The sequence below is a fragment of the Streptomyces sp. NPDC002144 genome, from assembly GCF_053593695.1.
This window is the reverse complement of record NZ_JBSFDB010000002.1, coordinates 168,654-193,202: the sequence shown is the minus strand read 5'-3', so window position 1 is coordinate 193,202 and position 24,549 is coordinate 168,654. Positions and strand designations below refer to the sequence as shown.

General features: G+C 72.2%; 21 protein-coding genes. 7 read left to right on the top strand and 14 right to left on the bottom strand.

The window, feature by feature from the left end; all coding sequences use genetic code 11:
* Positions 1–76: 76 nt before the first annotated feature.
* From ACWCQ1_RS03325 to ACWCQ1_RS03290, 8 genes are all read right to left on the bottom strand, one after another.
* Positions 77–1,471: a sensor histidine kinase gene (locus tag ACWCQ1_RS03325; protein WP_451025726.1), complete on the bottom strand. Its 1,395-nt coding sequence runs from the start codon at positions 1,469–1,471 to the stop codon at positions 77–79.
* Positions 1,468–2,163, bottom strand: coding sequence for a response regulator transcription factor (locus ACWCQ1_RS03320; RefSeq protein WP_451025867.1), 696 nt, complete (start codon positions 2,161–2,163; stop codon positions 1,468–1,470). The genes ACWCQ1_RS03325 and ACWCQ1_RS03320 overlap by 4 nt, the downstream gene beginning before the upstream one ends.
* Before the next feature lie 296 nt (positions 2,164–2,459).
* Entirely contained in the window at positions 2,460–2,693 is a 234-nt protein-coding gene (locus ACWCQ1_RS03315) for a hypothetical protein (RefSeq protein WP_358600222.1), read from the bottom strand.
* A 9-nt stretch (positions 2,694–2,702) separates the two neighbouring features.
* The gene (locus tag ACWCQ1_RS03310) at positions 2,703–3,866 is read right to left on the bottom strand and encodes an ABC transporter ATP-binding protein (RefSeq protein ID WP_358600219.1); all 1,164 of its coding nucleotides are present in this window, start codon (positions 3,864–3,866) and stop codon (positions 2,703–2,705) included.
* Between the two features lie 192 nt (positions 3,867–4,058).
* Complete coding sequence (locus ACWCQ1_RS03305; RefSeq protein WP_358600216.1) at positions 4,059–5,135, bottom strand: ABC transporter ATP-binding protein; 1,077 nt, start codon at positions 5,133–5,135, stop codon at positions 4,059–4,061.
* The gene (gene modB, locus ACWCQ1_RS03300; RefSeq protein WP_358600213.1) at positions 5,132–5,989 is read right to left on the bottom strand and encodes a molybdate ABC transporter permease subunit; all 858 of its coding nucleotides are present in this window, start codon (positions 5,987–5,989) and stop codon (positions 5,132–5,134) included. The genes ACWCQ1_RS03305 and modB overlap by 4 nt, the downstream gene beginning before the upstream one ends.
* A complete protein-coding gene (gene modA, locus ACWCQ1_RS03295; protein WP_358600210.1) occupies positions 5,986–6,822 on the bottom strand; it encodes a molybdate ABC transporter substrate-binding protein in 837 nt (278 codons plus the stop codon). Before modA ends, modB begins: the two co-directional genes overlap by 4 nt.
* Before the next feature lie 61 nt (positions 6,823–6,883).
* Complete coding sequence (locus ACWCQ1_RS03290; RefSeq protein ID WP_358600207.1) at positions 6,884–7,270, bottom strand: TOBE domain-containing protein; 387 nt, start codon at positions 7,268–7,270, stop codon at positions 6,884–6,886.
* 138 nt (positions 7,271–7,408) lie between these two features.
* Between ACWCQ1_RS03290 and ACWCQ1_RS03285 the strand changes: the two genes are divergently transcribed.
* A complete protein-coding gene (locus ACWCQ1_RS03285; protein WP_358600204.1) occupies positions 7,409–7,879 on the top strand; it encodes a molybdopterin-dependent oxidoreductase in 471 nt (156 codons plus the stop codon).
* Between the two features lie 103 nt (positions 7,880–7,982).
* Positions 7,983–8,672, top strand: coding sequence for a M24 family metallopeptidase (locus tag ACWCQ1_RS03280; protein WP_451025725.1), 690 nt, complete (start codon positions 7,983–7,985; stop codon positions 8,670–8,672).
* On the opposite strand, the gene ACWCQ1_RS03275 is transcribed toward ACWCQ1_RS03280, so the two are convergent.
* A complete protein-coding gene (locus ACWCQ1_RS03275) occupies positions 8,648–10,345 on the bottom strand; it encodes a purine-cytosine permease family protein (RefSeq protein WP_451025724.1) in 1,698 nt (565 codons plus the stop codon). The two genes, ACWCQ1_RS03280 and ACWCQ1_RS03275, sit on opposite strands and share 25 nt — an antisense overlap.
* Before the next feature lie 227 nt (positions 10,346–10,572).
* On the opposite strand from ACWCQ1_RS03275, the gene ACWCQ1_RS03270 reads away from it, so the two are divergent.
* Both ACWCQ1_RS03270 and ACWCQ1_RS03265 read left to right on the top strand, forming a co-directional pair.
* Complete coding sequence (locus ACWCQ1_RS03270; RefSeq protein WP_358600195.1) at positions 10,573–13,455, top strand: ATP-binding protein; 2,883 nt, start codon at positions 10,573–10,575, stop codon at positions 13,453–13,455.
* A gap of 66 nt (positions 13,456–13,521) precedes the next feature.
* Positions 13,522–14,019: a hypothetical protein gene (locus ACWCQ1_RS03265; RefSeq protein ID WP_208781660.1), complete on the top strand. Its 498-nt coding sequence runs from the start codon at positions 13,522–13,524 to the stop codon at positions 14,017–14,019.
* A gap of 10 nt (positions 14,020–14,029) precedes the next feature.
* Here ACWCQ1_RS03265 and ACWCQ1_RS03260 read toward each other — a convergent pair whose 3' ends face one another.
* Positions 14,030–16,006: an N-acetylmuramoyl-L-alanine amidase gene (locus ACWCQ1_RS03260; protein WP_451025723.1), complete on the bottom strand. Its 1,977-nt coding sequence runs from the start codon at positions 16,004–16,006 to the stop codon at positions 14,030–14,032.
* Positions 16,007–16,294: 288 nt separating this feature from the next.
* Positions 16,295–17,437, bottom strand: coding sequence for an aminoglycoside phosphotransferase family protein (locus tag ACWCQ1_RS03255; RefSeq protein ID WP_451025722.1), 1,143 nt, complete (start codon positions 17,435–17,437; stop codon positions 16,295–16,297).
* 255 nt (positions 17,438–17,692) lie between these two features.
* Between ACWCQ1_RS03255 and ACWCQ1_RS03250 the strand changes: the two genes are divergently transcribed.
* Positions 17,693–19,183: a DNA-binding protein NsdB gene (locus ACWCQ1_RS03250; RefSeq protein ID WP_133048474.1), complete on the top strand. Its 1,491-nt coding sequence runs from the start codon at positions 17,693–17,695 to the stop codon at positions 19,181–19,183.
* Between the two features lie 18 nt (positions 19,184–19,201).
* Here ACWCQ1_RS03250 and ACWCQ1_RS03245 read toward each other — a convergent pair whose 3' ends face one another.
* The gene (locus ACWCQ1_RS03245; RefSeq protein ID WP_358600183.1) at positions 19,202–20,632 is read right to left on the bottom strand and encodes a PP2C family protein-serine/threonine phosphatase; all 1,431 of its coding nucleotides are present in this window, start codon (positions 20,630–20,632) and stop codon (positions 19,202–19,204) included.
* A gap of 415 nt (positions 20,633–21,047) precedes the next feature.
* Here ACWCQ1_RS03245 and ACWCQ1_RS03240 point away from each other — a divergent pair, with 415 nt between their 5' ends.
* Positions 21,048–21,461, top strand: a complete 414-nt coding sequence (locus ACWCQ1_RS03240; protein WP_133048476.1) for an SsgA family sporulation/cell division regulator — start codon at positions 21,048–21,050, stop codon at positions 21,459–21,461.
* Positions 21,462–21,479: 18 nt separating this feature from the next.
* Here ACWCQ1_RS03240 and ACWCQ1_RS03235 read toward each other — a convergent pair whose 3' ends face one another.
* Together ACWCQ1_RS03235 and ACWCQ1_RS03230 are read right to left on the bottom strand one after the other, a co-directional pair.
* Positions 21,480–22,505: a Gfo/Idh/MocA family protein gene (locus tag ACWCQ1_RS03235; protein WP_451025721.1), complete on the bottom strand. Its 1,026-nt coding sequence runs from the start codon at positions 22,503–22,505 to the stop codon at positions 21,480–21,482.
* Between the two features lie 81 nt (positions 22,506–22,586).
* Positions 22,587–23,684, bottom strand: coding sequence for a baeRF3 domain-containing protein (locus tag ACWCQ1_RS03230; RefSeq protein ID WP_358600176.1), 1,098 nt, complete (start codon positions 23,682–23,684; stop codon positions 22,587–22,589).
* Between the two features lie 162 nt (positions 23,685–23,846).
* Here ACWCQ1_RS03230 and ACWCQ1_RS03225 point away from each other — a divergent pair, with 162 nt between their 5' ends.
* Complete coding sequence (locus ACWCQ1_RS03225; protein ID WP_358600173.1) at positions 23,847–24,542, top strand: alpha/beta hydrolase; 696 nt, start codon at positions 23,847–23,849, stop codon at positions 24,540–24,542.
* Positions 24,543–24,549: the final 7 nt, after the last annotated feature.

The following is a 24,549-nucleotide window of genomic DNA, read 5'->3' as shown; positions in this document are numbered from 1 at the left end:
GCGGCTCCTGGGGCATCGGCGGCCCTGAGCGGCCGCGTTCACCTCCAGGCTCCGGTCCCGGCTCCCGGGAACTCGCTCACGTCTTCTTCAGAACCGGTAAAGATCTCGGCCCCGGCCGCCCATGGCCCCGCTCGGACCACAGCGGCAATTCCAGTACGACGGTCAGCCCGCCGCCAGGGGTGTCCTCCAGCGCCGCCGTTCCGCCGTTGGCGGTGACGAGCCGGTGGACGATGGCCAGCCCCAGCCCGGTGCCCCGGGCCTCCGGGTTGCCGAACCGGCGGAACGCGACCGCCTTCGCCTCCGCCGGCATTCCCGGTCCGTCGTCCCGCACCCGGACCCGGACCGAGCCGCCGACCGCAGCGTGGTCGAGCGTCACACTCCCGCCCTCGGACACGGCCTCCACCGCGTTCGCGATCAGATTGTCCAGGACCTGCTCCAGGTGACCGGCGCCCAGCGCGGCGGTGAGAGCGGGCCCGGAGACGCTGGTCAGACGCACACCGCGTTCCTCGGCCACCGGCGACCAGGCGGCGACCCGCTCGGTCAGCGTCTCCACGACCCGCACGGCGCTCGGACGGGGCGTGGCCTGCTCGGCGCGCGCCACCGCCAGCAGTCCGTCGACCAGCCGCGACAGCCGGGCGATCTCCTCCTGCGCTCCGGCCAGTTCCTCGGCGGTGTCGCCCCGGGCTCCGGCGGCGAGGACATCGAGCCGCAGCCGCAGGGCGGCCAGTGGGGTCCGCAGCTGATGGGAGACGTCCGCGATCACGGCCCGGTGACCGTGCACCAGCGCCTCGGTACGGGCCGCCATGGTGTTGAAGGTGGCGGCCAGTCGTCGTACCTCCGGCGGACCGCCGCCGACGTCGGCCCGTTCGTCGAGAGCGCCCTCGCCCAGCCGCCGCGCGCTGTCGTCCAGCCTCGACAGGGGACGGCCCACCCAGCGCGCCAGATGGACGGACAGCAGCACGGAAGCGCCCAGGCCCGCGGCGCCGATCGCCGCCGACCAGCCCCACACGGCCGTGATCCTGGAGTCGAGCGGCGCGGCGGACCGGGCCAGGACGACCGCGCCGACCGGCCGGCGCACCTCGCCGACCGGTTCCGCCGTCAGCAGCCGTCCCTCGTCCTCCGGAGGCTCCGGCTCGTGCCCGCCCAGCACCCGGGCGACCAGCTCCGAGGCCTCCCCGCCCCGGGCCGCCGAACACGGGGTTGCGGCCACCAGGCGAGCGGCGGAGTCGTACACGGCGGCGCAGTCACCCGCCCGGGCCGCGGCGCGAAGCTCCCGGCGCATGGCGGTTGCCGGCTTGTGGTCGGAGAGATGCTCCTCGGCAGCCGCCGCGATCACCCGCGTGGCCGCCCGCTGGTCGTCCCGGAAGGCGACCCGTTCGCGTGCCGTCAGCAGCACCCCCAGGGGGACGACCGCGAGGACCAGCAGCACGGAGGTCAGGATCAGCAGCGTCCAGGCGATACGGCGGGTCATGGCGGGTCCCCGGGAGCGCCGAGCCGGAAACCGTGTCCGTAGACCGTTTCGACCAGGCCCGGCACGCCGAGCTTCCTGCGCAGCGCGGCGATGTGCACGTCCAGCACCTTCGTCGGGCCGTACCAGTGGGCGTCCCAGGCCCGCTCGAGGATCTGCTGCCGGCTCACCACCCGTCCGGGGTCGGCGGCCAGACACTCCAGGATGCCGAACTCCTTCGGCGTCAGAGCGATCGCGCGGCCGTCCACCGAGACCTGCCGGGTGCGCAGGTCCAGCGCGAGCGGACCGTGCCGTACGACCTCGGGGCCGGCCGGACGCCTGCGGCGCAGCACGGCCCGGATCCGGGCCAGCAGCTCGGCCAGCCCGAACGGCTTGACCAGGTAGTCGTCGGCCCCCTCGTCCAGGGCCACCACCCGGTCCGCCTCCTCCCCGCGCGCGGTCACCGCGATGATCACGGCGTCGGAGCGGGCACGCAGCATCCGGCACACCTCGACGCCGTCGATGTCGGGCAGCCCCAGATCGAGCAGGACGACGTCGGGTGTGGGCGACGACAGGGCGGCGCGGCCCGTACCGACGCCGTCGACGACGTAACCGGCCTGGCGCAGTCCGCGCACCAGGGACTCCGCGATGCCGCGGTCGTCCTCGACGACCAGCACCCGCGTTTCCCTGTCCGCACCATTGCCGTCCGCGTTCATGCCGGCAACCGCCTCCATCGGGGGACCGCTCGGCCGCCACTTCTCCAGCGTGCGGTGGACGCGATCGTCACGGCAGGGGCCGTTCGTCCCTCTCGGCGCGGACACCTTCGCGACCAGCCGCACCGTGGCGCAGACGCCGGTACGGCTGGGGACGGGGGAGCCCCAGACGGTGCCGTGGCCGACGCCTGCGCCTACTTCGATGATCACTCCGAGAACTGCGCTCCTGTAGGGACGGGGGACCCGACATGAAGGCCATTGAGACCCTTGCGCCGCGGGTGCTTCCCTGTATCGCGGCCCTACGTGGGGTGGCCGGGGCGCGGCACGTCCTCGTCGTCGGCGAGGGCGTGCATGCGCGCCCGATAGGTGGCGGCGTCGATCCGGCCCGCCAACCGGCGCCGGACGAGCCGCCGTTCCGTGTGCTCGCGGCGCCGCCGGGAAGGGTGCCCCGCGTCCCGCGCCGACAGTTGGGCGGTGTCGTACAACATGCCCACCAAGATGAGCAGTTGGAGCATCACGGCGACGACGACCATGGCACGGCCCTACCGGGGCCGAGAGCCGGAGTCCTCCGGAAAGCGCACGTGGATCGGCGTCGATCCGTCCGTCGTGTCGATCCGCAGGCCGGTCCCGGCCGAGAAGCAGTGCACCGCGTCCGGGCGTACGGTGACGCGTAGTTGGGCGCCCTTGTCCTGGGTCGGCCGTCCGGGGAGACGGACGACCACCGGGACGAGCTCAGGGCCGATCTTGGCGGTCGTGTGGAGGTAGGCGACGGCACCCGTGTCCTCCACAGCGTCCACCACGAGGTCCAGCGCGGGCGTCTCCAGATCCTCGGGGGCGAGGACGGCGAACTGCTCCGGACGGACGCCGAGCATGATCTCCGTGGCACCGGCGGCACCGGCGGCCCGCACTGTGTCGCGCGTCAACGGAACCACCAATCCGCCCAGTTCGACGCCGTCCGCAGCGAGTGGGAGCCGGAAGAGGTTCATCGCCGGAGAGCCGATGAAGGAGCCGACGAACGTGTTGGCGGGCCGCTCGAACACGTCCTTGGGTGTGCCCACCTGCTGCAGCACGCCGTCCTTGAGCACGGCCAGCCGGTCTCCCATGGTCATGGCCTCCACCTGGTCGTGGGTGACGTACACGGTGGTGGTGCCCAGTCGCCGCTGCAGCACGGCGATCTGTGTCCGGGTCTGCACCCGCAGCTTGGCGTCCAGATTGGACAGCGGCTCGTCCATCAGGAACACCCGCGGTTCGCGCACGATGGCGCGGCCCATCGCGACGCGCTGCCGCTGGCCGCCCGAGAGGGACTTGGGCTTGCGGTCCAGGTAGTCCCGCAGATCGAGGACGGCGGCCGCCTCCTCCACCCGCTGCCGGATGCGCGGCTTCGACATCCGCGCGATCTTCAGGGCAAAGCCCATGTTGTCGGCCGTGGTCATGTGCGGGTACAGCGCGTAGTTCTGGAACACCATCGCGATGTCGCGATCCTTGGGCGGCAGGTGTGTCACGTCCCGGTCGCCGATGCGGATGGTCCCGGAGTCGACCTCCTCGAGCCCGGCGAGCATCCGCAGGCTGGTCGACTTGCCGCAGCCGGAAGGACCCACCAGGACCATGAACTCACCGTCGGCTATGTCGAGATCGAGCTCGCACACGGCCGGTCGGTCCATCCCCGCGAAGTGACGGGTCGCCTTGTCGAAGATGACGGACGCCATGACCTTCCCCTCCCCGAGAGTCCCCCGAGGATCTCCTGCCTCCAGACTGGAACGGGCCCCGCGCCGACGGGAGGACCCGGTCGACCCGCTCCGGGTGCCGGTCGGCCCCTTCGGAAGCCCTGTGACCGGTCGGCCTGTCCGAAAAGCCCGTGACCTGTCGGCACGGCGGCTCCGCCGCTGTCAAAGGTGTGTTCAGACCGGATAGGCGTGTGTCTGTGTCGCCTTCACCGTCGCCCACACCGACGCGCCCTGGTGCAGGTCGAGTTCGGCGGCGGCGACCGTGGTGAGGTCGGCGGCCAGCGGGAGTTCGCCGGTGAGGTCGGCGCGGATCTGGTCGCCGTGCGTCTCCAGTCCGGCGACCTCGCAGCGCCAGAGGTTGCGGGCGCTGGAGCCGGTGGGGCGGTCCCGGTAGAGGGTGACGGCGCTGGGCGGGAAGGCCACGAACACCGGGCCGGTGAGGTCCTCGGTGGTGGTGATGGCGGGGCCGGTGTCGAGGCGGACGGTGTGGCCGCGGGCCTGCCCGCGGTAGAGGTTCAGGCCGACGAGCTGCGCGACGTACTCCGTGCGCGGGTGCCGGGCGATACCGGACGGGGTGCCCTCCTGGACGACCGAGCCGTGCTCGACGACGACCAGACGGTCGGCCAGGACCATCGCGTCCAGCGGATCGTGCGTGACGAGCACGGCGACGGCCTCGAACCCGACCAGATGACGGCGGAGTTGGGCCCGTACATCGAGACGGGTGCGGGCGTCCAGGGCGGCGAGGGGCTCGTCCAGGAGCAGCAGGCGGGGACGGGTGGCCAGGGCCCGGGCGAGGGCCACGCGCTGGGCCTGGCCGCCGGAGAGCCGGCGCGGCTTCACGGCCGCGTGGTCCGCCAGCCCCATGCGGTCGAGCCACTCGGCGGCCCGCGCCCGCGCCTCCGCCTTGCCGGCACCCTGGCAGCGCGGGCCGAAGGCCACGTTGTCCAGGGCCGTGAGGTGGGGGAAGAGCAGATAGTCCTGGAAGACCACGCCGATCGGGCGGGACTCCGGCGGAGTACGGTCCAGCTCCTCGCCGTCCAGCCGCAGATGCCCGCCCGTCAAAGGGGTCAGACCGGCGAGGGCGCGCAGCGCGGTCGTCTTGCCCGCCCCGTTCGGACCGAGCAGCGCGACCACCTCGCCGGGCGCGACGCGCAGGGTCACGTCCAGGCGGAAGGCGCCCCGCTCGACGACCAGGCGGGCGTCCAGCCCGTCCAGGGCGCTGTCGGCGCGCACGTCGTAGGTCCCGGTCATCCGGCGCTCATCCAACGGTCTCGCAGCCCGGCCAGCACCGCGATGGACACCGCGAGCAGCACCAGACTGAGGGCGATGGCCGCCTCGGGGTCGTTCTGCAGGGCGAGATAGACGGCCAGCGGCATGGTCTGGGTACGGCCGGGGAAGTTCCCGGCGAAGGTGATGGTCGCGCCGAACTCGCCGAGGGCGCGGGCCCACGCGAGGACCGCGCCGGCCCCGATGCCCGGCGCGATAAGCGGCAGCGTGACCCGGCGGAACGCGGTGAAGCGGGAGGCGCCCAGGGTGGTCGCGGCCTCCTCGTAGCGCGGGTCTGCGGCCCGGAGCGTGCCCTCGACGCTGATGACGAGGAACGGCATCGCGACGAACGCCTCGGCCACCACCACGCCCGCCGTGGTGAAGGGAAGGGTGACGCCGAACCAGGAGTCCAGCAACCGCCCGACGACCCCATTGCGGCCCAGCGCCATCAGCAGCGCCACTCCGCCGACCACCGGCGGCAGCACCAGCGGCAGGGTGACCAGGGCCCGGACCAGGCCACGGCCGGGGAACTCCACGCGGGCCAGCAGCCAGGCCAGCGGGACGCCGAGCACCAGGCTCACAGCGGTCGCGGCGGTGGCGCACAGCAGGGACAGCTTGAGCGCCTGCCACACGGCGGGACTGCTCAACTGGTCCGGCAGGTCGTGCCATTCGGTCCGCACGAGCAGCGCGACGAGCGGTACGAGCAGAAAGGCCAGGCCGATCAGCGCCGGCACCAGCAGCGGCAGCGGCACCCCGCGGCCCCACCACCGCGCGCGCCGCCGCCGCGCCCCGGCCACCAGGGATTCGGGCGCGGCGTCGGAGGCGTCCACCTTGGTCACGGCTTGAGGAACCCGGCCCCGGTCAGGACCTTCTGGCCCTCGGCGGACTGCACGAGCGCGATGAACGCCTTGGCCGCCACGGAGTCGGGGGCGTTCTTGACCAGGGTGATCGGGTAGTCGTTGATGGCGTTCGCCGACTCGGGGAACTCCACGCCCTGCACCTTGCTGCCGGCCGCCTTCACGTCCGTCTTGTAGACGACGGCGGCGTCGGCCTCCTTCAGCACCACCTTGTTGAGCGCGGACTTGACGTCCTGCTCGTAGGAGGCGGGGGTGAGCGTGAGCTTGCTCGCCGTCAGCGCCTTCTGGGCGGCGGCGCCGCACGGCACCGTCTTGTCGCACAGCACCACCTTCAGCGAGGACTTGGTGAGGTCCTTCAGGGAGGAGATCTTGTCGGGGTTGCCCGGCAGGGTGGCGATCTCCAGCTGGTTGCGGACGAAGGTGGCCGGGGTGCCGACCGCGTCCCCCTTGTCCGTCACGATCTTCATCGTCTTAGGGCTGGCCGCGGCGAACACGTCGGCGGGCGCGCCGCCGGTGATCTGCGCGGCGAGGGTGTCGCTGCCGCCGAAGCTGAAATTGACCTTGGTGCCCGGGTGCTCCTTCTCGAACTCCTTGCCCAGGGCCGTGAAGCTCTCCTGGAGCGAGGCGGCCGCGAAGACGGTCACCGTGCCGGACATCTTCGTCGCGGCGGAGCCGGAGGCGGACGCGGAGGAGTCCGACTTCCCCGAGGAGGAGTCCGAGTCGGACGACGAGCAGGCACTCAGGGCCAGCAGCGCTGCGGCGCCCACGCCGGCCACCTGCAGGGTCCGGCGGTTCCGGCGCGCGGTACGGGTCATCACGGGTCCACTCCCTCTGGTCCTCACGGACACAACATCACGTCTGGTCCGGGCGGACCAGTCACGGCCTCTCGACGACCACGTTGGTCGACTTGATCACGGCCACCGCCGGAACCCCCGGCTCCAGCGTCAGCTCCTCGGCCGACTCCCGGCTGACCGTCGCCACCACCCGGAACGGCCCGGCCTGGATCTCCACCTGCGCCGACACGTCCCCGAGGATCACGTCCGTGACGATCCCGGAGAAGCGGTTGCGGGCCGAGGAGCCGGTGGTCTCCCGCTCCGTGCCGTGCAACCGCCGGGCGTAGGCCGCGAGAGCGGGCCCGGGGATGATCCGGTGGCCCATCTCGTCCCGGTCGGCGGTGAGTCTGCCACCGTCGACCAGACGCCTCACGGTGTCGGTGCTGACGCCGAGCAACACGGCGGCGTCTCCGATCCGGTAGGTGTGCATACACAGAGGATAGTGCCGCAGATGCGAGGGAAAAGTATCCTGTCACATCGCATGAGCCGGAATTGTGATCTGCCAGGTTGGCATGTGCGTTTGTACGGGGAGTGCGGCCGGGTACGGTCATCCAGGAGGTGGTAGCCCGTGAGCCAGTCCCTCCCAGCCGCCGCACCGGTGGCGGAACTCGCCCTCACCGGCGATCTGACCCGTCCGGCCCGGCTGACGGTGCCCGACCTGCCGGCCTGGCCGCAGCACACGGCCGAGGTGAGCTTCGAGTGCGCCACCAGCGGCGTCCAGCACCACCGCTTCACCGGGGCGCTGCTGCACGACGTACTGACAGCGGCCGGACCCGTCTTCGACCCCGCCCGCCGCAAGGACCGCCTGCGCTTCCTGATCGCCGCGTCCGGTACGGACGGCCACCACGCCCTGCTGTCCCGGGCGGAGATCGACCCGGAATTCGGCCAGGCACCCGTCCTGCTCGCGGTGACCATCGACCGCACCCCGCTCGACCGCACGGGACCCCAACTCGTCCTGCCGCAGGACCGCTGCGGCGCCCGGCACATCAGCGGCATCGACGCGATCCGGGTGGACGGCGACTACCCCAGGTGGACGTGACACCCGTGACCCCGCCCTCGATGAGGATCAGCCCAGGGGGGGCGCACCCGAGGCCCCCAGAATCGCGTTGCCGTACACGATCGCGGTGATTACGGTCGGCCGCATGGCGGATGACGAGATCACGCGCGCGGCGAGGCTGCTGGACGCCCAGGCGAAGGCCGAGCGGCTCTTCGCACAGATCGAGGTGCGCGGACTCGTGGCGCCCGGCGAGGGGGAGCGGGCCGTCAGTGACCGGATCCGGGATCTGGCGAACGACCTGTTCGGCACGACCCGGCACTGGCACAAACGGATCGTGCGTTCCGGGCCGAACACCCTGATGCCGTACCGGGAGAATCCGCCGGACCGGACGATCGGCGCGGACGACATCGTGTTCGCCGACTTCGGCCCGATCTTCGAGGAGTACGAGTCCGACTTCGGCCGGACCTTCGTCCTCGGCGACGACCCGGTCAAGCACCGCCTGCGCGACGACCTGGCGGAGATCTTCGACGCCGGCAAGCGGTTCTTCGCGGCCGACCCGGACATCACCGGCGCCGGGCTGTACGCCGAGGTCGAGCGGCTCGCGAAGGACGCCGGCTGGGAGCTGGGCGGCTGGCACGCCGGGCATCTGGTCGGGGAGTTCCCCCACGAGACGATCGAGGGCGCGCACACCGAGTCGTACATCACCCCCGCCAACGACACCCCGCTGCGGCGCACCGACAAGGCCGGGCGCCGCTGCCACTGGATCCTGGAGATCCATCTGGTCGACCGGGAGCGGGAGTTCGGCGGGTTCTACGAGGAGCTGCTCACCCTCTGATCCGGCCGCACGGCCGGCGCGGCGGGCAAGACGTGGTCGCCGAGGTTGTCGGTGCTCAGGCACAGCGAGCAGACGACGGCGTCGTGCGTCCGGCAGGCCGCCACGTCCGGGCGCTCGAACTGCTGACGGCACACATGGCACTCGAACCCGACGGCGCTCGGGTTGCCGTCCGCGTCGAGGACCGGCTCGGCGATGCCGTCGTCGGTGCGGCGCAGGTAGTACCGGCCCTTGGTGAGGACCGCCATCAGCGGCGTGAGCGCGAAGGCGATGACCGCGGCGGCGACGGGCGAGTACGGCTGCAGGGTGTCGCCCAGCGCGTGGAAGTACATCGCGATCGACAGCCCGGACGCGGCGACGAAGGCGACGACGCCGACCGGGTTGACGGCGTACAGCATGCCGCGGCGGAACTCGGGCCGACGCGGGGAGAGTTCGAGGACGTACTTGTTGATCCCGATGTCGGTGGCGACGGTGACCACCCAGGCGATCGCGCAGTTCGAGTAGAAGCCCAGGATGCTGTTGAGGAAGCTGAACATGTCGGCCTCCATCAGGGCGAGCGCGAAGCCGAGGTTGACCAGCACGAAGACCATGCGTCCGGGGTAGTGTCGGGTGACCCGGGTGAAGGAGTTCGTCCAGGCCAGGGAGCCGGAGTAGGCGTTGGTCACGTTGATCTTGATCTGGCTGATCACCACGAGGACCACAGCGAGCGGGACGACCAGCCAGGACGGCATCATCGCGTCGAACGCGCCCTTGAACTGCTGGATCGGCTCGGGCGCCGCGCTGGCGCCGACCTCGCCGATGATGTAGACCGCGAGGAAGACCCCGATGGTCTGCTTCAGCGCGCCCAGCACCACCCAGCCCGGCCCCGCCATCACGACCGCGGTCCACCAGGTGCGCTTGTTCGCCTCGGTCCTGGGCGGCATGAAGCGCAGGTAGTCGATCTGCTCGCCGATCTGCGCGATGAGGGACAGACACACGCCGGCGCCCAGCAGCACCGAGGCCGTGTTCACGCCGCCGTCGCCGTCGGTGCCCGCGTAGGCGAGGAAGCGGTCGACGGTGCCGGGGTCCTCGGCGATCAGGTAGACGAGCGGGCCGACCATCAGCAGCAGCCAGACCGGCGTCGTCCACACCTGGAGCTTGCTCAGCGCCTTCATGCCGTAGATCACCAGCGGGATCACCATGAACGTGGAGACCAAGTAGCCCAGCCACAGCGGCAGTCCGAGTCCCAGCTTCAGGCCCTGCGCCATGATCGAGCCCTCGAGGGCGAAGAAGATGAAGGTGAAGCTGGCGAAGATGACGCTGGTGAGGACCGATCCGAAGTAACCGAAGCCGGAACCACGGGTGATGAGGTCCAGGTCGATGTTGTAGCGGGCTCCGTAGTACGCCAGCGGGAATCCGGTGACGAAGATGACGGCGGCCGCGACGAGGATCGCGAGCAGCGCGTTGCCGGTGCCGTGGGCGAGCCCGATGCCGGCGCCGATGGAGAAGTGGGCCATGTAGGCGATCCCGCCGAGCGCGGTCGTCGCCACGACCATCGGGGTCCAGCGGCGGTAACTGCGGGGCGCGAAACGGAGGGTGTAGTCCTCCAGCGTCTCCTTGACGGCCTGGTCGTCGCTCGGTGCCGCCTGTGGGGCCTGCGGATCGGTGACGTCTGCCAGTCGTGGCTCGGTGCTCACGCCGGGCCTCCTTGCCGGGGGTTGGGGGGATGCCGTGGGGGGCGCAAGGGAGGCTAGGCAGAGGGCGTTACCCCTAAATACTTCCCGCATGAAGGAAGTGTTTCCGGGTCCGGCAGTAACGGTCAGACCGGGGCGCGGTGTCCCCGTGAGGCGTACTCTGAGCAGCCTGTAGGCCACGGTGCGCGCTCGCTCCCCGCGCGGGCGCACCACCGGGGCGGGGGGTACACATGGTGCAGCGCATCGTACGGAGCAAGCGCACCCTCTTCGAGCGCGAGAGCGAACTCGCCGCTGTCGACGAGGCGTTGGACGAGCTGGCCGGACTGCGCACGGACGGCGCCGAGGCGGCCGAGCGTCCCCGGGGCGCGCTGCTGGCCGTCGCCGGACGCGCCGGCATCGGCAAGACCACCCTCCTTGCCGAGATCCGTCGGCGCGCCACCGCGCGGGGCTGCACCGTGCTCTCCGCGCGCGGTGGCGACCAGGAGCAGCGGGTCGCCTTCCACGTGGCACGCCAGTTGCTGCAGCCCGAGTTCGCCGGCTCCGGCGAGAGCGATCTGCGGACCTCGCTGGGCAGTTGGTACGACATCGTCGGCCCCGCCCTCGGACTGTGCGCGCCGACCGCCGCCGCCCCGCCCGACCCGCAGGGCCTGCGCGACGGCATGGACTGGGTGCTGACCCATCTCGCCGTGCTGCGCGCCCCGATGGTGCTGGTGCTGGACGACGCCCACTGGGCCGACCCCGAATCCCTGCGCTGGCTCGCCGCGTTCGCCCCACGCGCCGAACAGCTGCCGCTGCTGGTCGTCGTCGCCTACCGGCCCGACGAACTCCCCGACCACGCCGAGCCGTTACGAGGACTGCCAGGCCGTGCGGGCGGACGCCCCCTGGACCTGGAGCCGCTCAGCTCCGCCGCGGTCGCCCGCCTGGTGCGCGAGACCTTCGGGCCGCACGCCGACGACGCCTTCTGCCGCGAGTGCTGGGCCGTCACCGCCGGAAGTCCCTTCGAGACGGTCGAGTTGATCGCCAAGGTGCGCGACCGCGGTCTCACCCCCACCGAGAACAGCGCTCATCTGCTGCGCGATCTGGCCGCCGCCGTCAAGGGCAGCGGCCTCGTCGCCCGCCTCGAACGTCTGGGCGCCTCGACCGTCCGCTTCGCCTGGGCCTGCGCCGTTCTGGGCACCGAGATCCATCCGCTGCTCGCCGCCGCCGTCGCCGGCCTCGGCCACGAGGAGGCCGCCGACGCCGCCGACGCCCTGCGCGGAGCCCGCATCCTCACCGGCGGCGAGACCCTGGAGTTCGTCCACCCCCTGATCGCCACCGCCGTCTACCGGGCCATCCCGCCCGGCGTTCGCGTCGCCCTGCACGGCCAGGCCGCCTGGTGCGTGATCGACGCGGGACTGGGCCCCGCCGCGGCCGCCCGGCACCTCCTGGAGACCCACCCCGAGGGCGACACCTGGGTCGTGCAGCAGCTGCGCGCCGCCGCCGAGCAGACCTTGCGCGCCGGCGCCCCCGACGCCGCGCGCAGCTACCTCGCCCGCGCCCTGCGCGAACCCCCGAACGCCGAGGACCGCGCCGCCGTCCTGTACGAACTGGGCTCCGCCTCGCTGCTCACCGAGCCCGCCACCACCGTCAACCATCTGCGCGCCGCCCTCGAGGAGCCCATCGCCGACGCCGGCCTGCGCCACCGCATCGTCTACCGGCTCTCCCAGGTCCTCGCCCACAGCGACCGCCTCGCCGAGGCCTCCGACACCCTGGCCCGCGAGATCCGGGTGACCGACGACGCCCGGGTCAAGCTGCGCATGGTGTCGGAGGAGTTCATGTGGGACGCCTTCCGCGCCGACGAACCCGACCACCCCTCGCGCTCCCGCCGCCTCACCAAGCTCGCCGACCGGCTCAAGGGCCGTGACCTCACCGAGCGGTACATCATCGGCCTGCGCGCCTGGGACGCCACCCTGCGCGGCGAGCCCGCCCACATCGCCCTCCAGCACGCCGAACGCGCCCTCGACGGCGGCCTCGGCTGGGCCGAGCCCGACCGCGGCTTCGAGGTGCCCGTCCTGGTCGCCCTCGCCTTCATGTACGCCGACCGGCCCGGCCGCACCGAGGAACTCTTCGCGGCCGGCATCGCCGACTTCGAACGCCAGGGCTGGCGCGGCGCCCACCTCTCCTTCGCCTACACCCTCCTCGCCTACGTCCGCTACCGACGCGGCCGGCTCGCCGAGGCGGAGGACTTCGTCCGCGCCGGCCTCCGCCTCGCCGAGCGCGTCGGCCCCGGCACCCCCGCCCACTGGTACGCCGTCGGCATCCTCATCGAGGTCCTGCTCGCCCGCGGCCGGCTCACCGAGGCCACCCATGTCGGCGAGGACTACTCCTTCTGCGCGCCCTTCCCGGCCGCCGTCGTCTTCCCCGACGCCCAGACCGTCCACGGCGAGCTCCTGCTCGCCCGCGGCCTGACCAAGGAGGCGGCGGAGGAACTGGCCGCCGCGGGCCGCCGCCTGGAACCGCGCGGCATGCGCAACCCGGCCTGGTGCCCCTGGCAGCTCCACCTCGCCCGCGCCGAGGCCCACGAGACCCCCGAGCGGGCCGTCGCCACCGCCCTCGAAGCGCTCGCCCGCGCCCGCCAGTACGGCACCCCGTCCGCCGTGGGCCAGGCCCTGCGCACCGCGGCGGAGGTCTCCTCGGGATCGGCCCGCGTCAAGTACCTGGAGGAGGCGGTCACCCATCTGGAGCGCTCCCCGGCCGCCTACGAACTCGCCTGCGCCCTGGTCGCCCTCGGCACCGAACTCCGCCGCACCGGCCGCCCCCGCGAAGCCGCCGAACACCTCTACCGCGGTCTCGACGCGGCGGTCCAGTGCGGCGCCGACGGACTGGTCGAGTCGGCCCGCGAGGAACTCACCGCGGCCGGGCTGCGTCCCCGCCGTCTGCACAGCACGGAGACGGACACCCTGACGGCCCGCGAACGCACCGCCGCGAACCTGGCGGCCGAGGGACTCGTCGAGGCGGAGATCGCCCGGGAGATGCAGATCGACGAGCCGATGGCGGTCCGCCTGCTCTCGGCGGTCTGCCGCAAGATGGGCACGGAGATCACCGGACTGCCGGCCGCGCTGAGGACGACCTGAGAGGGGCTTGGGTCCCGCCCGCACCCGCGCCCGCGGTACGGCCCCCCGTCCCATTACCATGGGCGCATGTCGTTCCTCCGCCGCCGCAACGCCACCCCCGCCGGCCCCGACTTCGACGTCCTGGCCATGGACCCGGGCGACTGGCCCGGCAACCTCGGCGCCGGTCTGCTGCCCGCCCCCGACGGCACCTGCCAGGGCGTCTTCCTGCGCTACGACCTCTTCGGCGGCCGCGGCCCCGCGATGATCATCGGCAACCTCCCCGAGGGCTCCCCGGCCCGCGAGGTCGGCGAGGGCGAGATCCCCTTCGAGGTGGCCCAGCTGCTGCTCGCGCTGGAGAACGAGGAGGAGGTCACCGTCGTCGGCGTCGAGGACATGCCCGTCATGCAGGGCGACAACCTGCTGATCGTGCGCCGCCTGAAGCTGTCGGAGAGCCGGATCTCCTGCGTCCAGTTCGACCGCAGTGACAACGTCCTGGTGACCATCGCCGCCTGGGACCGGCCCATCACCGACGACCTGTACGCCCTGCTGAAGCCGCTCCCGGCGGAGCTTTTCCAGCAGGGCTGACGCGGCTCGCCTACTTGCCCGCGGGCAGCAGCCGCACGTCCGCCGCCCGGACGAACTCCACCCGGTGGCCGAACTGGATCTCGTAGTACAGGTCCTTGCCCCTGACGACCCGGTGCGTGTCGGTGGTGAAGGTGACCGCGTAGTAGTACTCACCCGGCACCAGATCCCCGACCACGTACTTCTGCCCCTTCGGCAGGGTGTACGGCAGCGGGGACACCGCCTGGACCGGCACTCGCGCCGGGTACGCGGCGGCCTCCGGGTAGGCGCGTCCGTACACCGGGACGCTGTCCAGGCCGGCCTTCGGCGTGACGACGAGACCCGAGGCCGGCACCGCCGTCGGGTGCTTCTTCGGGTTCTTGAACCAGGCCTTCTGCCCGAGGTACCAGATCGCCGTCCAGTCCTTGTAGTGCCCGGCGACCGCGTACTGCTGGCCGGTGGAGACGCGTGAGCCCACGTCGTTGACGTCGATCGTGGAGTCCGCGCCCTTGTGCAGCCCGACGTCCTTGATCAGGGCGGAGTTCTCGTCGTGGTCGGAGTACAGCCGCACCTCGCCGGAACCGTGCGCCGCGCACGCCCCGCCCGAGGCGACGCAGCCGGTGTACACCGGCCGGTTGGCGGCGTAGTCGGGCAGGATCGTCACCAGCGCGCCGCTCTTGCCCGCGGTCCGCTTGAAGGGGTGGCCCAGCAGCTCGAAGTAGTGCCGCCAGTCCCAGTAGGGGCCCGGGTCGGTGTGCATGCCGGGGATGGTCGACGTGGTCGGGCCGGGCACGTTCTCGTGGCCGAGGATGTGCTGGCGGTCCAGCGGAATGCGGTGCTTCGCGGCCAGATAGCGCACCAGCCGGGCCGAGGAGCGGTACATGGCCTCCGTGTACCAGGCGTCCGGCGCGGCCAGGAAGCCCTCGTGCTCGATGCCGATCGACTTGGCGTTGATGTACCAGTTGCCCGCGTGCCAGGCCACGTCCTTGGCCTTCACATGCTGGGCGATGAGACCGTCGGTGGAGCGGATGGTGTAGTTCCACGACACATAGGTGGGGTCCTGGACCAGGTTGAGCACACCGTCCCAGGCGCCCTCGGTGTCATGGACGACGATGTACTTGATGCTCTGCGAGGCGGGGCGGTCGCCCAGGTCGTGGTTTCCGTAGTCGTTGTCGCCGAACTGCTGGTACGGCGCCGGGATCCACTCGCAGGACACCGACTTCGGGCACTCGGTGCCGTCGCCGGACAGGGTGCGCAGGCCCGTCCTTCCGATCTGCGCGGTGTCGGGGGCGAGGCCGGGCTCGGCGGCCAGGGCGACCCGCTGACCGGCGTCCGTGGTGCGCTGCTCGCCGGTGCGGAGCACGTCGAAGACATCGTTGGCATAGGCGGCCGCGGTCGCGGTGTCGTCCGCGCCGGAGAAGCGGGCGACCGCTCCGTACCAGTCCGCCGGGTCGCCGCTCAGCGGCTCGCCGAGGTCCTTCTGGGCCGCGGCGAGGAGTGCGGCACCGCCGGCGACGTTGGCCGCCTCGTCGGTACGCAGCCGCCCGGCCGGGATGCCGGTCAGTGCGGCCGCCTTCGGCAGCGTCTCCAGGCGTGCGGGGAGCCGGGACCCGGCCGGCACGGTGGCGGTGGGGTGCAGGGCGCGGCGGGCGCCGTCGCCGCGGGCGTCCTCCGTGCCCTCGCTGTGGTGCGAGGTGGCGGCGAGCGCGGTGCGCGCGTCGGTGAGGTGCATCGGGCCGTAACCGCCGCTCACGCTCGGCGCGCCGTCGTGCGCGTCCCAGCGGGACTGGAGGTAGGAGACGCCGAGCAGCACGCTCGGCGGGACGTGGTACTCGGCGGCCGCGGCGGCGAACGCACGCTGCAGTGATCCCGCGGACGACGCGGGGGTGCCGGCGGCCGGGGCCGCGCCGAGCAGCGGCAGCAGCAGGGCCGCCGAGGCGAGGGCGCCCGCGACCGTGCGGGCGCGTCTGTGGCCGGGGGTGGACGCGGGGTCGGTGACGGATCCTCTCAACGCAGCCTCCTGGGACGGACGAGCGTGACGGGGCGTGCAGGGCTGTGACACACGGTGCCCTCCGGGCCGAGCGGTGGGTCAGTGGTACCCGCTGGCCGACGATCCGTCAATCATGCCCAGAGGCGGGAGATTTCCCATGTCAACACGAGGGCGGCGGAGTTTCGCGGGGGCGGTGTGCGGGCCTGCGGGGCGTCAGTGGCCCACACCAATGGCCGTGTCCGCACCGGCCCCGGACATACGAAGATCCGCGGTGCGCCGTCGGTGGCGCACCGCGGACCGCCGTCCCCGTCAGCGAGTGCCGACCGCCGCGCGCACGGCCTTGCGGGCCAGCTGGCAGTCGTCGTGCAGCCGCCGCAGCAGCAGCCGTTGCTCCTCGCCGGACGGCGCAGCACCCGGGTGGGCCGCTCCCGGTGCCGCCGGGGTCGCGTCGTGCATCGAACGCTGCACGGCCGTCTCGTAGGTACGGATCTCCCGGGTCAGGACGAGCATCAGGTTCACCAGGAACGCGTCCCTCGAGGCGGGGCCCGCCGACTGGGCGATCTGGCTGATCTGACGGCGTGCCACCGGCGCGTCCCCGAGGACCGACCACAGCACCGCCAGGTCGTAGCCCGGCAGGTACCAGCCCGCGTGCTCCCAGTCCACCAGCACTGGACCGGCCGGGGACAACAGGATGTTCGACAGGAGTGCGTCGCCGTGGCAGAACTGGCCCATGCCCTGCCGGCCCGCGGTCGCCGCGATGCCGTGCAGCAGCTTCTGCAGATCGCCCATGTCCCGGTCGGTGAGCAGCCCCAGCTCGTGATACCGGGAGATGCGGGCCGCGTAGTCGAGCGGGGCGTCGAAGGTGCCCGCCGGCGGTCGCCAGGCGTTGAGCCGGCAGATCGCGCCGAGGGCCGCCCTGATGTCCGCCCGCGGCGGGGCCTCGGCCGGGTGCCGCTGCAGCGCCGCCACCCGTCCCGGCATCCGCTCGATGACCAGGGTGCAGTTGTCCGGGTCCGCCGCGATCAGTCTCGGCACCCGCACCGGGGGGCGGTGCCGGACGAACGAGCGGTAAGCCGCTATCTCGTGCCGGATCCGCTCGGACCACGCGGGGGAGTGATCGAGTAAACACTTGGCGACGGCCGTGCTGCGCCCGGTCGTACCGACCAGGAGCACGGACCGTCCGCTGCGCCGCAGCACCTGCACCGGAGCGAACTCCGGGCAGATGCGGTGCACCGACGCGATCGCCGTACGCAGCTGGGCGCCCTGGGGGCCGGACAAGTCGAGTCTCCCGCTGAGCGGTTGGGTGCCGAGCCCCGCCGGACGCCGTGGCCGACCCGCACCGAGCACGGGGGCCGCCTGCCGGGCGGCGGGGTCGAGGTAGGGGCCGCTGCCCGCCGGGCGGGGGTACAGCGACCGGGGCGGGGCGGACACGGAGGACGATGCTGCGTACATGGGCGAAACAGATCCCTTCGTGTGCCTGCTGTGCCTGTCTGCTCAAGTGCGCTGCCCGGCCCGGCCGCTCGGACGCATCCTGGGGAATGCGGCCGTTCTTGCGAAAGGGCGACCGGGTCGGGGTGGCGCGTTCCTACCTGACACCCGTCGTCCAGTGGCACACCATCTGGCGCACCCTGGCGAACCCTGGCGAATAGTCGCCCGGCAACTCTCCCCGGGCTACTGTCAACTCAGCCGAGAACCTGGGGGCTTGACGTGAGCGGACAACCCAACACCCGCCTTGCGGACCTGTTCGGCCTGGCCGGCTGGTCCAAGGGTGAACTCGCGAGGCTGGTCAACCGGCAGGCGGCGGCCATGGGCCACCCCCAGCTGTCGACCGACACCTCCCGGGTGCGGCGTTGGATCGACACGGGGGAGATCCCCCGCGATCCGGTGCCGCGGGTGCTGGCGGCTCTGTTCACCGAGCGTCTCGGCCGTGTCGTGACCATCGAGGACCTCGGTCTGGTCCGGCACGGGCGTACGGGGAAACGGCAGGACGGCGGGAGTGTGGAGCATCCCGACGGTGTGCCGTGGGCGCCCGAGCGGACAGCGGCGGTCCTCACCGAATTCACGGGAATGGACCTCATGCTCAACCGACGCGGCTTGGTGGGTGCGGGTGTCGCGCTCACCGCGGGATCCGCACTCAGCAGCGCCATGCACGACTGGCTGCACACCGACCCGGCCCTCAAGGCCGACGCCCCCCAGTTCGACGACCCTCTGCACGCCGACCCCGCTGGGTTCGACCGCTATGAGGCCGCCCCCATCGGGTCGCAGGAGATCGAGGAACTGGAGCGCTCGGTCGAGGTGTTCCGGGCCTGGGACGCCGCCCGCGGCGGCGGGCTGCAGCGCAAGGCAGTCGTGGGGCAGCTCAACGAGGTGGGCGGCATGCTCGCCTACCGTCACCCCGACCATCTGCAGCGGCGCCTGTGGGGCGTCGCCGCCAACCTCGCCGTCCTCGCGGGCTGGATGTCGCACGACGTCGGCCTGGAGCCCACGGCCCAGAAGTACTTCGTCATCGCCGCCCACGCGGCCAGAGAAGGCGGCGACCGGCCCCGCGCGGGGGAGGCGCTCTCCCGGGCGGCGCGCCAGATGGTGCACCTGGGCCGGCCCGACGACGCGCTCGACCTGATGAAGCTCGCCCGGTCCGGCTCCGGCGACGAGGTGCTGCCGCGCACCCGGGCCATGCTCTACACCATCGAGGCCTGGGCGCAGGCTTCCATGGGCAAGGGCCAGGCGATGCGGCGCACTCTCGGCCAGGCGGAGGACCTCTTTGTCTCCGACAAGGGGGACGTGCCGCCGCCGAGCTGGATGCAGATGTTCCGCGAGGAGGACCTCTACGGCATGCAGGCCCTGGCCTACCGCACGCTGGCCGAGCACGAGCCGGGCGCGGCCGTGCACGCCCAGCACTACGCGGAGAAGGCCCTGGCGCTCCGGGTCGACGGCCGTCAGCGGTCGAAGATCTTCGACTTCCTGTCCATGGCGTCGGCCTGCTTCATCGCCGACGACCCCGAGCAGGCCGACCGGTACGCACGGCTGGCCCTGATGTCGATGGGATCCAACTCCTCCCACCGCACCTGGGACCGGCTGCGCCAGATGTACCGGCTGACCGCCGAGTACTCCAGCTACCCGAAGATCCACGAGCTGCGTGAGGAGATCAAACTGGCCCTGCCCAAGCCGGCGAAGGGCGGCGGCAGCGCACGGGTGTAGCGGGACGATCGCTTCGTACTACATCGCTCGGGCGACGAGCACGCACGCGTCGTCCTCGCGCTCGGTCTCACCACCGAACTCCTCCATGACCGTCCGCACGCAGTCCTGTGCGGTGCGCGCCTCGCCGAAGCGCGGGGCCAGGTCGAGGAGACGGCCCACGGCCTCGTCACGGCTGTCCGCGGGCACCAGCCCGTCCGTGTGCAGCAGTAACAGGTCGCCTGGTTGGAGGGTCTGTTCGGTCTGCTCGTAGGAGGCACCGGCGGTCGCGCCCAGCAGGACACCGCCCGGTGCCCGCAGCCTGCGCCCCGTCCCGTCGCGGAACAGCAGCGGGGCGGGGTGTCCGGCCTGCGCCCAGGTCAGGGTGCGGGTCTCGGGCCGGTAGCGGCAGCAGACGGCGCTGCCGAGGGCGGGTTGCACGGTGGCGTCGAGTAACTGGTTGAGCAGGGACAGCAGATGGCCCGGATCGGTGCCGGCCATCGCCATGCCCCGCAGGGCGCCGAGCAGCATCGCCATGCCGGAGGTGACGGTGACGCCGTGACCGGTGAGGTCGCCGACGCTCAACAGGGTCTGGCCGTCGGGCAGTTCGAGGGCGTCGTACCAGTTGCCGCCGATGAGCGCGCTCCGGGACGCCGGCAGATAGTGGGCCGCGAGGTCCAGGGTCTCGGGGCCCTGGTGCGGGAGCCGCAGGGAGCCACGCCATGGCGGCAGCACGGCCTCCTGCAGCTCCACCGCGAGCCGGTGCTCGGTCTGTGCGCGCTGCTGGTGGCGGTGCAGCGAGTCACGGGTCTCGCTCACCGCCCGCTGGCTGCGGCGCAGTTCGCTGACGTCCCGCAGCACGGCCCACATGGAGGCGGTGCTGCCGTCGGCGTCGAGCACGGGCTCGCCCATCATGTGCACGGTCCGCGTCTCGCCGTCCGGGCGTACGACGCGGAACTCCCCGTCGATGGGCTTGGCGTCCACGAGACAGTCGGTGACCATCGCCGTCAGCTTCGTGCGGTCCTCGTCCAGCACCAGGGACGGCAGTTCGTCGAGGGTGAGTGGAGGAGCGGCGGGGTGGCGGCCCAGGATCTGGTACAGCTCGCCGGACCAACTGGCCTCGTCGGTCAGCAGATTCCATTCGGCGCTGCCGACCCTGCTGAGCAGCGAGCCGCGCCGGGGAGCGGACGGCACGGCTGCGGCGGGGGAGGCCGTCTCCTGGACGGGGGCGAGGGGGGCCGGGCCGTCCCGCAGTTGTGCCAAGTGGGCACCCAGGTCGTCGAGTTGATGCAGCGCCAGATCGCAGAGCGCGCGCTGCCACCGCTCCTCGGGGTCCGAACCGTCGCCGTGGGTGTCCCGCCGTACGGCGTCCACGTCGCCCTTCAGCCGTCGCGTCTGCGTAATCAGCGCGTCGACCGAGCCGCGCCCCGGCGGCTGGGCGGCTGGGTGATCCGCAGAGAGGTGGGACGGCATGACGCACTCCGATGCGGGGACGGTACGACCAAGGCGGATGGAGGGACCGTTACGACTGTTGCACAGCCCGCGACGCGCTGTAAGGGATTTGGCAACACACGATACGGTGGTGCTTCTGGCATATGCCAGCGTCTCCACGAACCGGTCCGGCTGCGCGTATCGCCTACCGCGCCGGGTGGGTCAAGTCGTAGGTGACGTACGTGACTTGGGGCATCGTAGCCGAGCTCGAGCGGGTGCTCAGCCGCTTGTTCGACGGGTGCTTGTTCGAGCATGCCCGGCGTGCGCCACGCCTCAACCGGTAGTGACGCAGGTCACACAAACTGGAAAGCGCTTCCACGTAATGCGATCGGTTCCTGCGGAGTCGTAACAACAGATCGGCACACCGGCCGACCTCCGACCGCAGGGGAGACCGACCATGGACATCACCCTCGAGCAGCCCGCCCGCGGCCGCCTGATCACCTCCGACGAGCAGGAACTGCCCGTACCGACGACCCTGCGGTACGTCTCCACGGACCCGCTGGCCGTGCACCTGGACTTCCCGCCGGAGGTCTCCCTCGACGGCACCGGCGTCACCTGGACCTTCGGCCGCGCGCTGCTGGAGGACGGGCTGCGCGGCCCGGCCGGCGGCGGTGACGTGCACATCTGGCCGTGCGGCCGGGCCCGTACGGTCCTGGAGCTGCACTCGCCCTACGGCCTGGCCCTGCTGCAGTTCGACACCTCGGCCCTGCGCCGGTTCCTGCTGCGCACCTACGCCGTGGTCGGGGTCGGCGAGGAGGACCTCGGCGAGGTCGTCGACCGCGGACTGAGCTCCCTGTTCGGCAACGTCTGAGCCGGTCGCTCCCGCGCGTCAGTGTCCGGGCCCGGTGTACGGATCCGGGCGCGGTGCGAGGTCGACGGCCACGCGGGCGCCGCTCTCCAGCGCCCTCACCCCCGCCTCGGCGACGACGGATGCCGCGTAGCCGTCCCAGGCGCTCGGACCGGTGACCCTGCCCTGCCGGGTGGCGTCGACCCAGCTCTGCACCTCGCGGTCGTAGGCGTCGGCGAACCGGACGAGGTAGTCCTGGGGCACCTCCCGGGCCTCGGTGCCCCGCGCGGTGACGCGCATCGCCTGCTCGTCGCCGATCCGGGCGCTGCCCGCCTCGCAGACGGCCTCGCAGCGCACCTGATAGCCGAAACCGCAGTTGACGAAGACCTCGACGTCGACGAGGGCTCCCTCCGCGGTCTCGAAGACGACGAACTGCGGGTCCAGCAGGCCGTCCGGCGCACCGGCGCAGGAGCGGGGGCGCAGCACGGTCACCGCCGTGAGTTCCTGGCCGAGCAGCCAGCGGGCCGCGTCGATCTCGTGCGACACCGAGCTGTTGATCAGCATGGCCGAGGTGAACCCGGGCGGGGACGCCACATTGCGGTGGGTGCAGTGCAGCATCAGCGGACGTCCCATCCGGCCGTCGTCCAGCAGGGACTTGAGCCGGCGGTACCCGGCGTCGTACCGCCGCATGAAGCCGATCTGCGCCAGCCGCCGCCCCAGGCGGGCCTCCGCCTCCACGACCCGCAGGGCGCCGGTGGAGTCGGGCACCATGGGCTTCTCGCACAGCACCGGCAGCCCGCGGGCGAAGCAGGCGAGCAGTGCCTCCTCGTGCGCCGGACCGGGCGAGGCGATCAGTACGGCCGCGACACCCGGGGCGTCGCGAGCGCCCGCCACATCCGTGTGCACCCAGGCCCCGTCGATGCCCGCCACCGCATCCTCGGCCCGGCCGGCATCGGGATCCGCGACCGCGACGACCCTGGCTCCGCTCACCACCCGGTCGAGGCGTCGTATGTGATCGGCACCCATGTGGCCCGCACCCAGGACGGCCACTCCCAGCACTTCAGACACGATCGGTCGGCTCCCTTCCCTCGACGGCCAGGGTTTTTCATGGTCTTCCTGGTCGTCAAGGGAGGCAGCCGGTAGGGCCGTTCAGTACCGCAGGACGCCCGCGATCCCGTGCGCGTCGCCGAGCATGCCGTCCGGGACGAAGCGGACCTCCGCGCCGGTCTCCAGGCACTGCTCGACGATCTCGTCCACGATGTCCTCACGGGCGTCGAGGTCACCGCCCGCGGCCGGGACCAGGTGGTCGCCGAGGACATCGCTCACCGTGACGCGGTAGTTCTCCTCGACGGCCAGCAGCCGCAGCCGGCCCTCGCGGGCGCTGTGCCAGACCTCGTCGACGCCGGCCGCGAACGCCTTGCGGCTGCGGGCCGATTCCAGCTCGCGGGCCACGGCGTCGGTGCCCTTGCGGGCCTGGGCGGCGACCATCGGCCGTACCGCCTGCCACACCGCCTCGGGTGTGCCGTGCGCGAGACCGCCGTGCGGGATGTGCACGGCCTCCTTGGTCACGCTGCCGACCTCGTCCAGCAGCGACAGGGCGGCCTGTTCGCCGGTGACGTACAGCAGACGGGGCTGTTCGCGCAGCACCATGCCCAGCGTCGCGTCGGCCTCGCGCAGGAAGTGCCGGGTGCCCTCGTCGCGGAAGGTGCTCGGCATGTCGCCGATGCGTTCCTGGCGCTCGGCGTCGAAGTTCTCGAGGCTTCTGGTCATCGGGAAGCCGCCGGAGTGGTCCTCCACGACCCGGTCCGTGCCGCCGCTCCAGAGGGTGGCCCGGTCGGCGGAGACCGACAGCACCCAGAACGGCCGTTCGGCGGCCTGCGCGGAGACCAGGTTGCGGGTCAGGAAGGTGTCGGAGAGCACCACACGCTCCGGCACCGCACGGGCCAGCGACCACACCTGGTGCTCACCGGGAGCGGCGAAGATCACCAGACCGTCCTCGGCGTGCGCCAGGTCCACCTCGGCGAGGGCCTGGTCGAGCTGGTGGACGACGTCGGAGCGCCGCTCCCGGGTGACCGCGGGATCGGACTCCAGCTGCTTCTTGGCCTCGGCCACCACATTGCGCAGCCGGACCGGATCCTGGGCGTTGTCGGGCTCCCGACGATGCGTCGGCGTCAGCACGGACACGGCCGGATAGGGCCGTGGGCGCCGGAGCTCGGACAGGGTTGCGGGACTCAGGTCGTGCTCCATAACAAGCACCATAGGACCGTTTCGCGGATGGGGCATTAGGGGCAAGGAGGCGGGCGAACAGGATGCACGGGGTGGATGTACGGGGTGGCAGCAGGGCGGGTCGCGTTCTGCTGTCGGCCAAGGTGCTCGCGCCCCGTCCGGCACGAGGGACAGGATCGTCCCATGCCGTCGATCTTCGTTCTCGTGCACAGTCCGTCCGTGGGCCCCTCGACCTGGCGTCCGGTGGCCGACCACCTGACGGCCGCGGGCCATGAGGTACGGGTGCCGTCCCTGCTGCACGTCGGCGCCGGTGGCCCGCCCTTCTGGCCGCGCGTCGCCGCCGCCGTCCGCGACGACCTGCGGCAGGTCCCCACGGACAGCCCCGTCACGCTGGTCGCCCACAGCAACGCGGGCCTGTTCCTTCCGATGATCCGCGCCGGCCTCGAGCGACCGGTCGCCGCCTCGGTCTTCGTCGACGCCGCGCTGCCTGCCCGGAGCGGGGCAACCCCGGTCGCGTCACCGGAGTTGCTCGGCTTCCTGCGTCCGATGGCGGTCGGCGGCAGACTGCCCCGCTGGACCGACTGGTGGGAGGAGGCGGACGTCGCGCCGATGCTCCCCGATCCCGAGGTGCGCAGGGCGGTCGTCCAGGAGCAGCCCACCCTGCCGCTGTCCTACTACGAGCAGCGCATCCCGGTCCCGGCCGGCTGGGACGACCACCCCTGTTCCTACCTGCTGTTCGGACCTCCGTACGACGACCTCGCCGCCGAGGCACGCGGACGTGGCTGGCGGGTGGTCCACCTGCCCGGCGCCCACCTCCACCAGCTGGTCGACCCGGCCGGCACGGCCCGGCACCTTGTCGCCCTCGGAGGTGCCGCTTGATGCCGAA

Coding starts and splice junctions, on each gene's coding strand:
- ACWCQ1_RS03325 (WP_451025726.1), bottom strand. CDS start 1,471: ATGACCCGCCGTATCGCCTGGACGCTGCTGATCCTGACCTCCGTGCTG.
- ACWCQ1_RS03320 (WP_451025867.1), bottom strand. CDS start 2,163: ATGAACGCGGACGGCAATGGTGCGGACAGGGAAACGCGGGTGCTGGTC.
- ACWCQ1_RS03315 (WP_358600222.1), bottom strand. CDS start 2,693: ATGGTCGTCGTCGCCGTGATGCTCCAACTGCTCATCTTGGTGGGCATG.
- ACWCQ1_RS03310 (WP_358600219.1), bottom strand. CDS start 3,866: ATGGCGTCCGTCATCTTCGACAAGGCGACCCGTCACTTCGCGGGGATG.
- ACWCQ1_RS03305 (WP_358600216.1), bottom strand. CDS start 5,135: ATGACCGGGACCTACGACGTGCGCGCCGACAGCGCCCTGGACGGGCTG.
- modA (WP_358600210.1), bottom strand. CDS start 6,822: ATGACCCGTACCGCGCGCCGGAACCGCCGGACCCTGCAGGTGGCCGGC.
- ACWCQ1_RS03290 (WP_358600207.1), bottom strand. CDS start 7,270: ATGCACACCTACCGGATCGGAGACGCCGCCGTGTTGCTCGGCGTCAGC.
- ACWCQ1_RS03280 (WP_451025725.1), top strand. CDS start 7,983: ATGGCGGATGACGAGATCACGCGCGCGGCGAGGCTGCTGGACGCCCAG.
- ACWCQ1_RS03270 (WP_358600195.1), top strand. CDS start 10,573: ATGGTGCAGCGCATCGTACGGAGCAAGCGCACCCTCTTCGAGCGCGAG.
- ACWCQ1_RS03265 (WP_208781660.1), top strand. CDS start 13,522: ATGTCGTTCCTCCGCCGCCGCAACGCCACCCCCGCCGGCCCCGACTTC.
- ACWCQ1_RS03255 (WP_451025722.1), bottom strand. CDS start 17,437: ATGTACGCAGCATCGTCCTCCGTGTCCGCCCCGCCCCGGTCGCTGTAC.
- ACWCQ1_RS03245 (WP_358600183.1), bottom strand. CDS start 20,632: ATGCCGTCCCACCTCTCTGCGGATCACCCAGCCGCCCAGCCGCCGGGG.
- ACWCQ1_RS03240 (WP_133048476.1), top strand. CDS start 21,048: ATGGACATCACCCTCGAGCAGCCCGCCCGCGGCCGCCTGATCACCTCC.
- ACWCQ1_RS03230 (WP_358600176.1), bottom strand. CDS start 23,684: ATGGAGCACGACCTGAGTCCCGCAACCCTGTCCGAGCTCCGGCGCCCA.
- ACWCQ1_RS03225 (WP_358600173.1), top strand. CDS start 23,847: ATGCCGTCGATCTTCGTTCTCGTGCACAGTCCGTCCGTGGGCCCCTCG.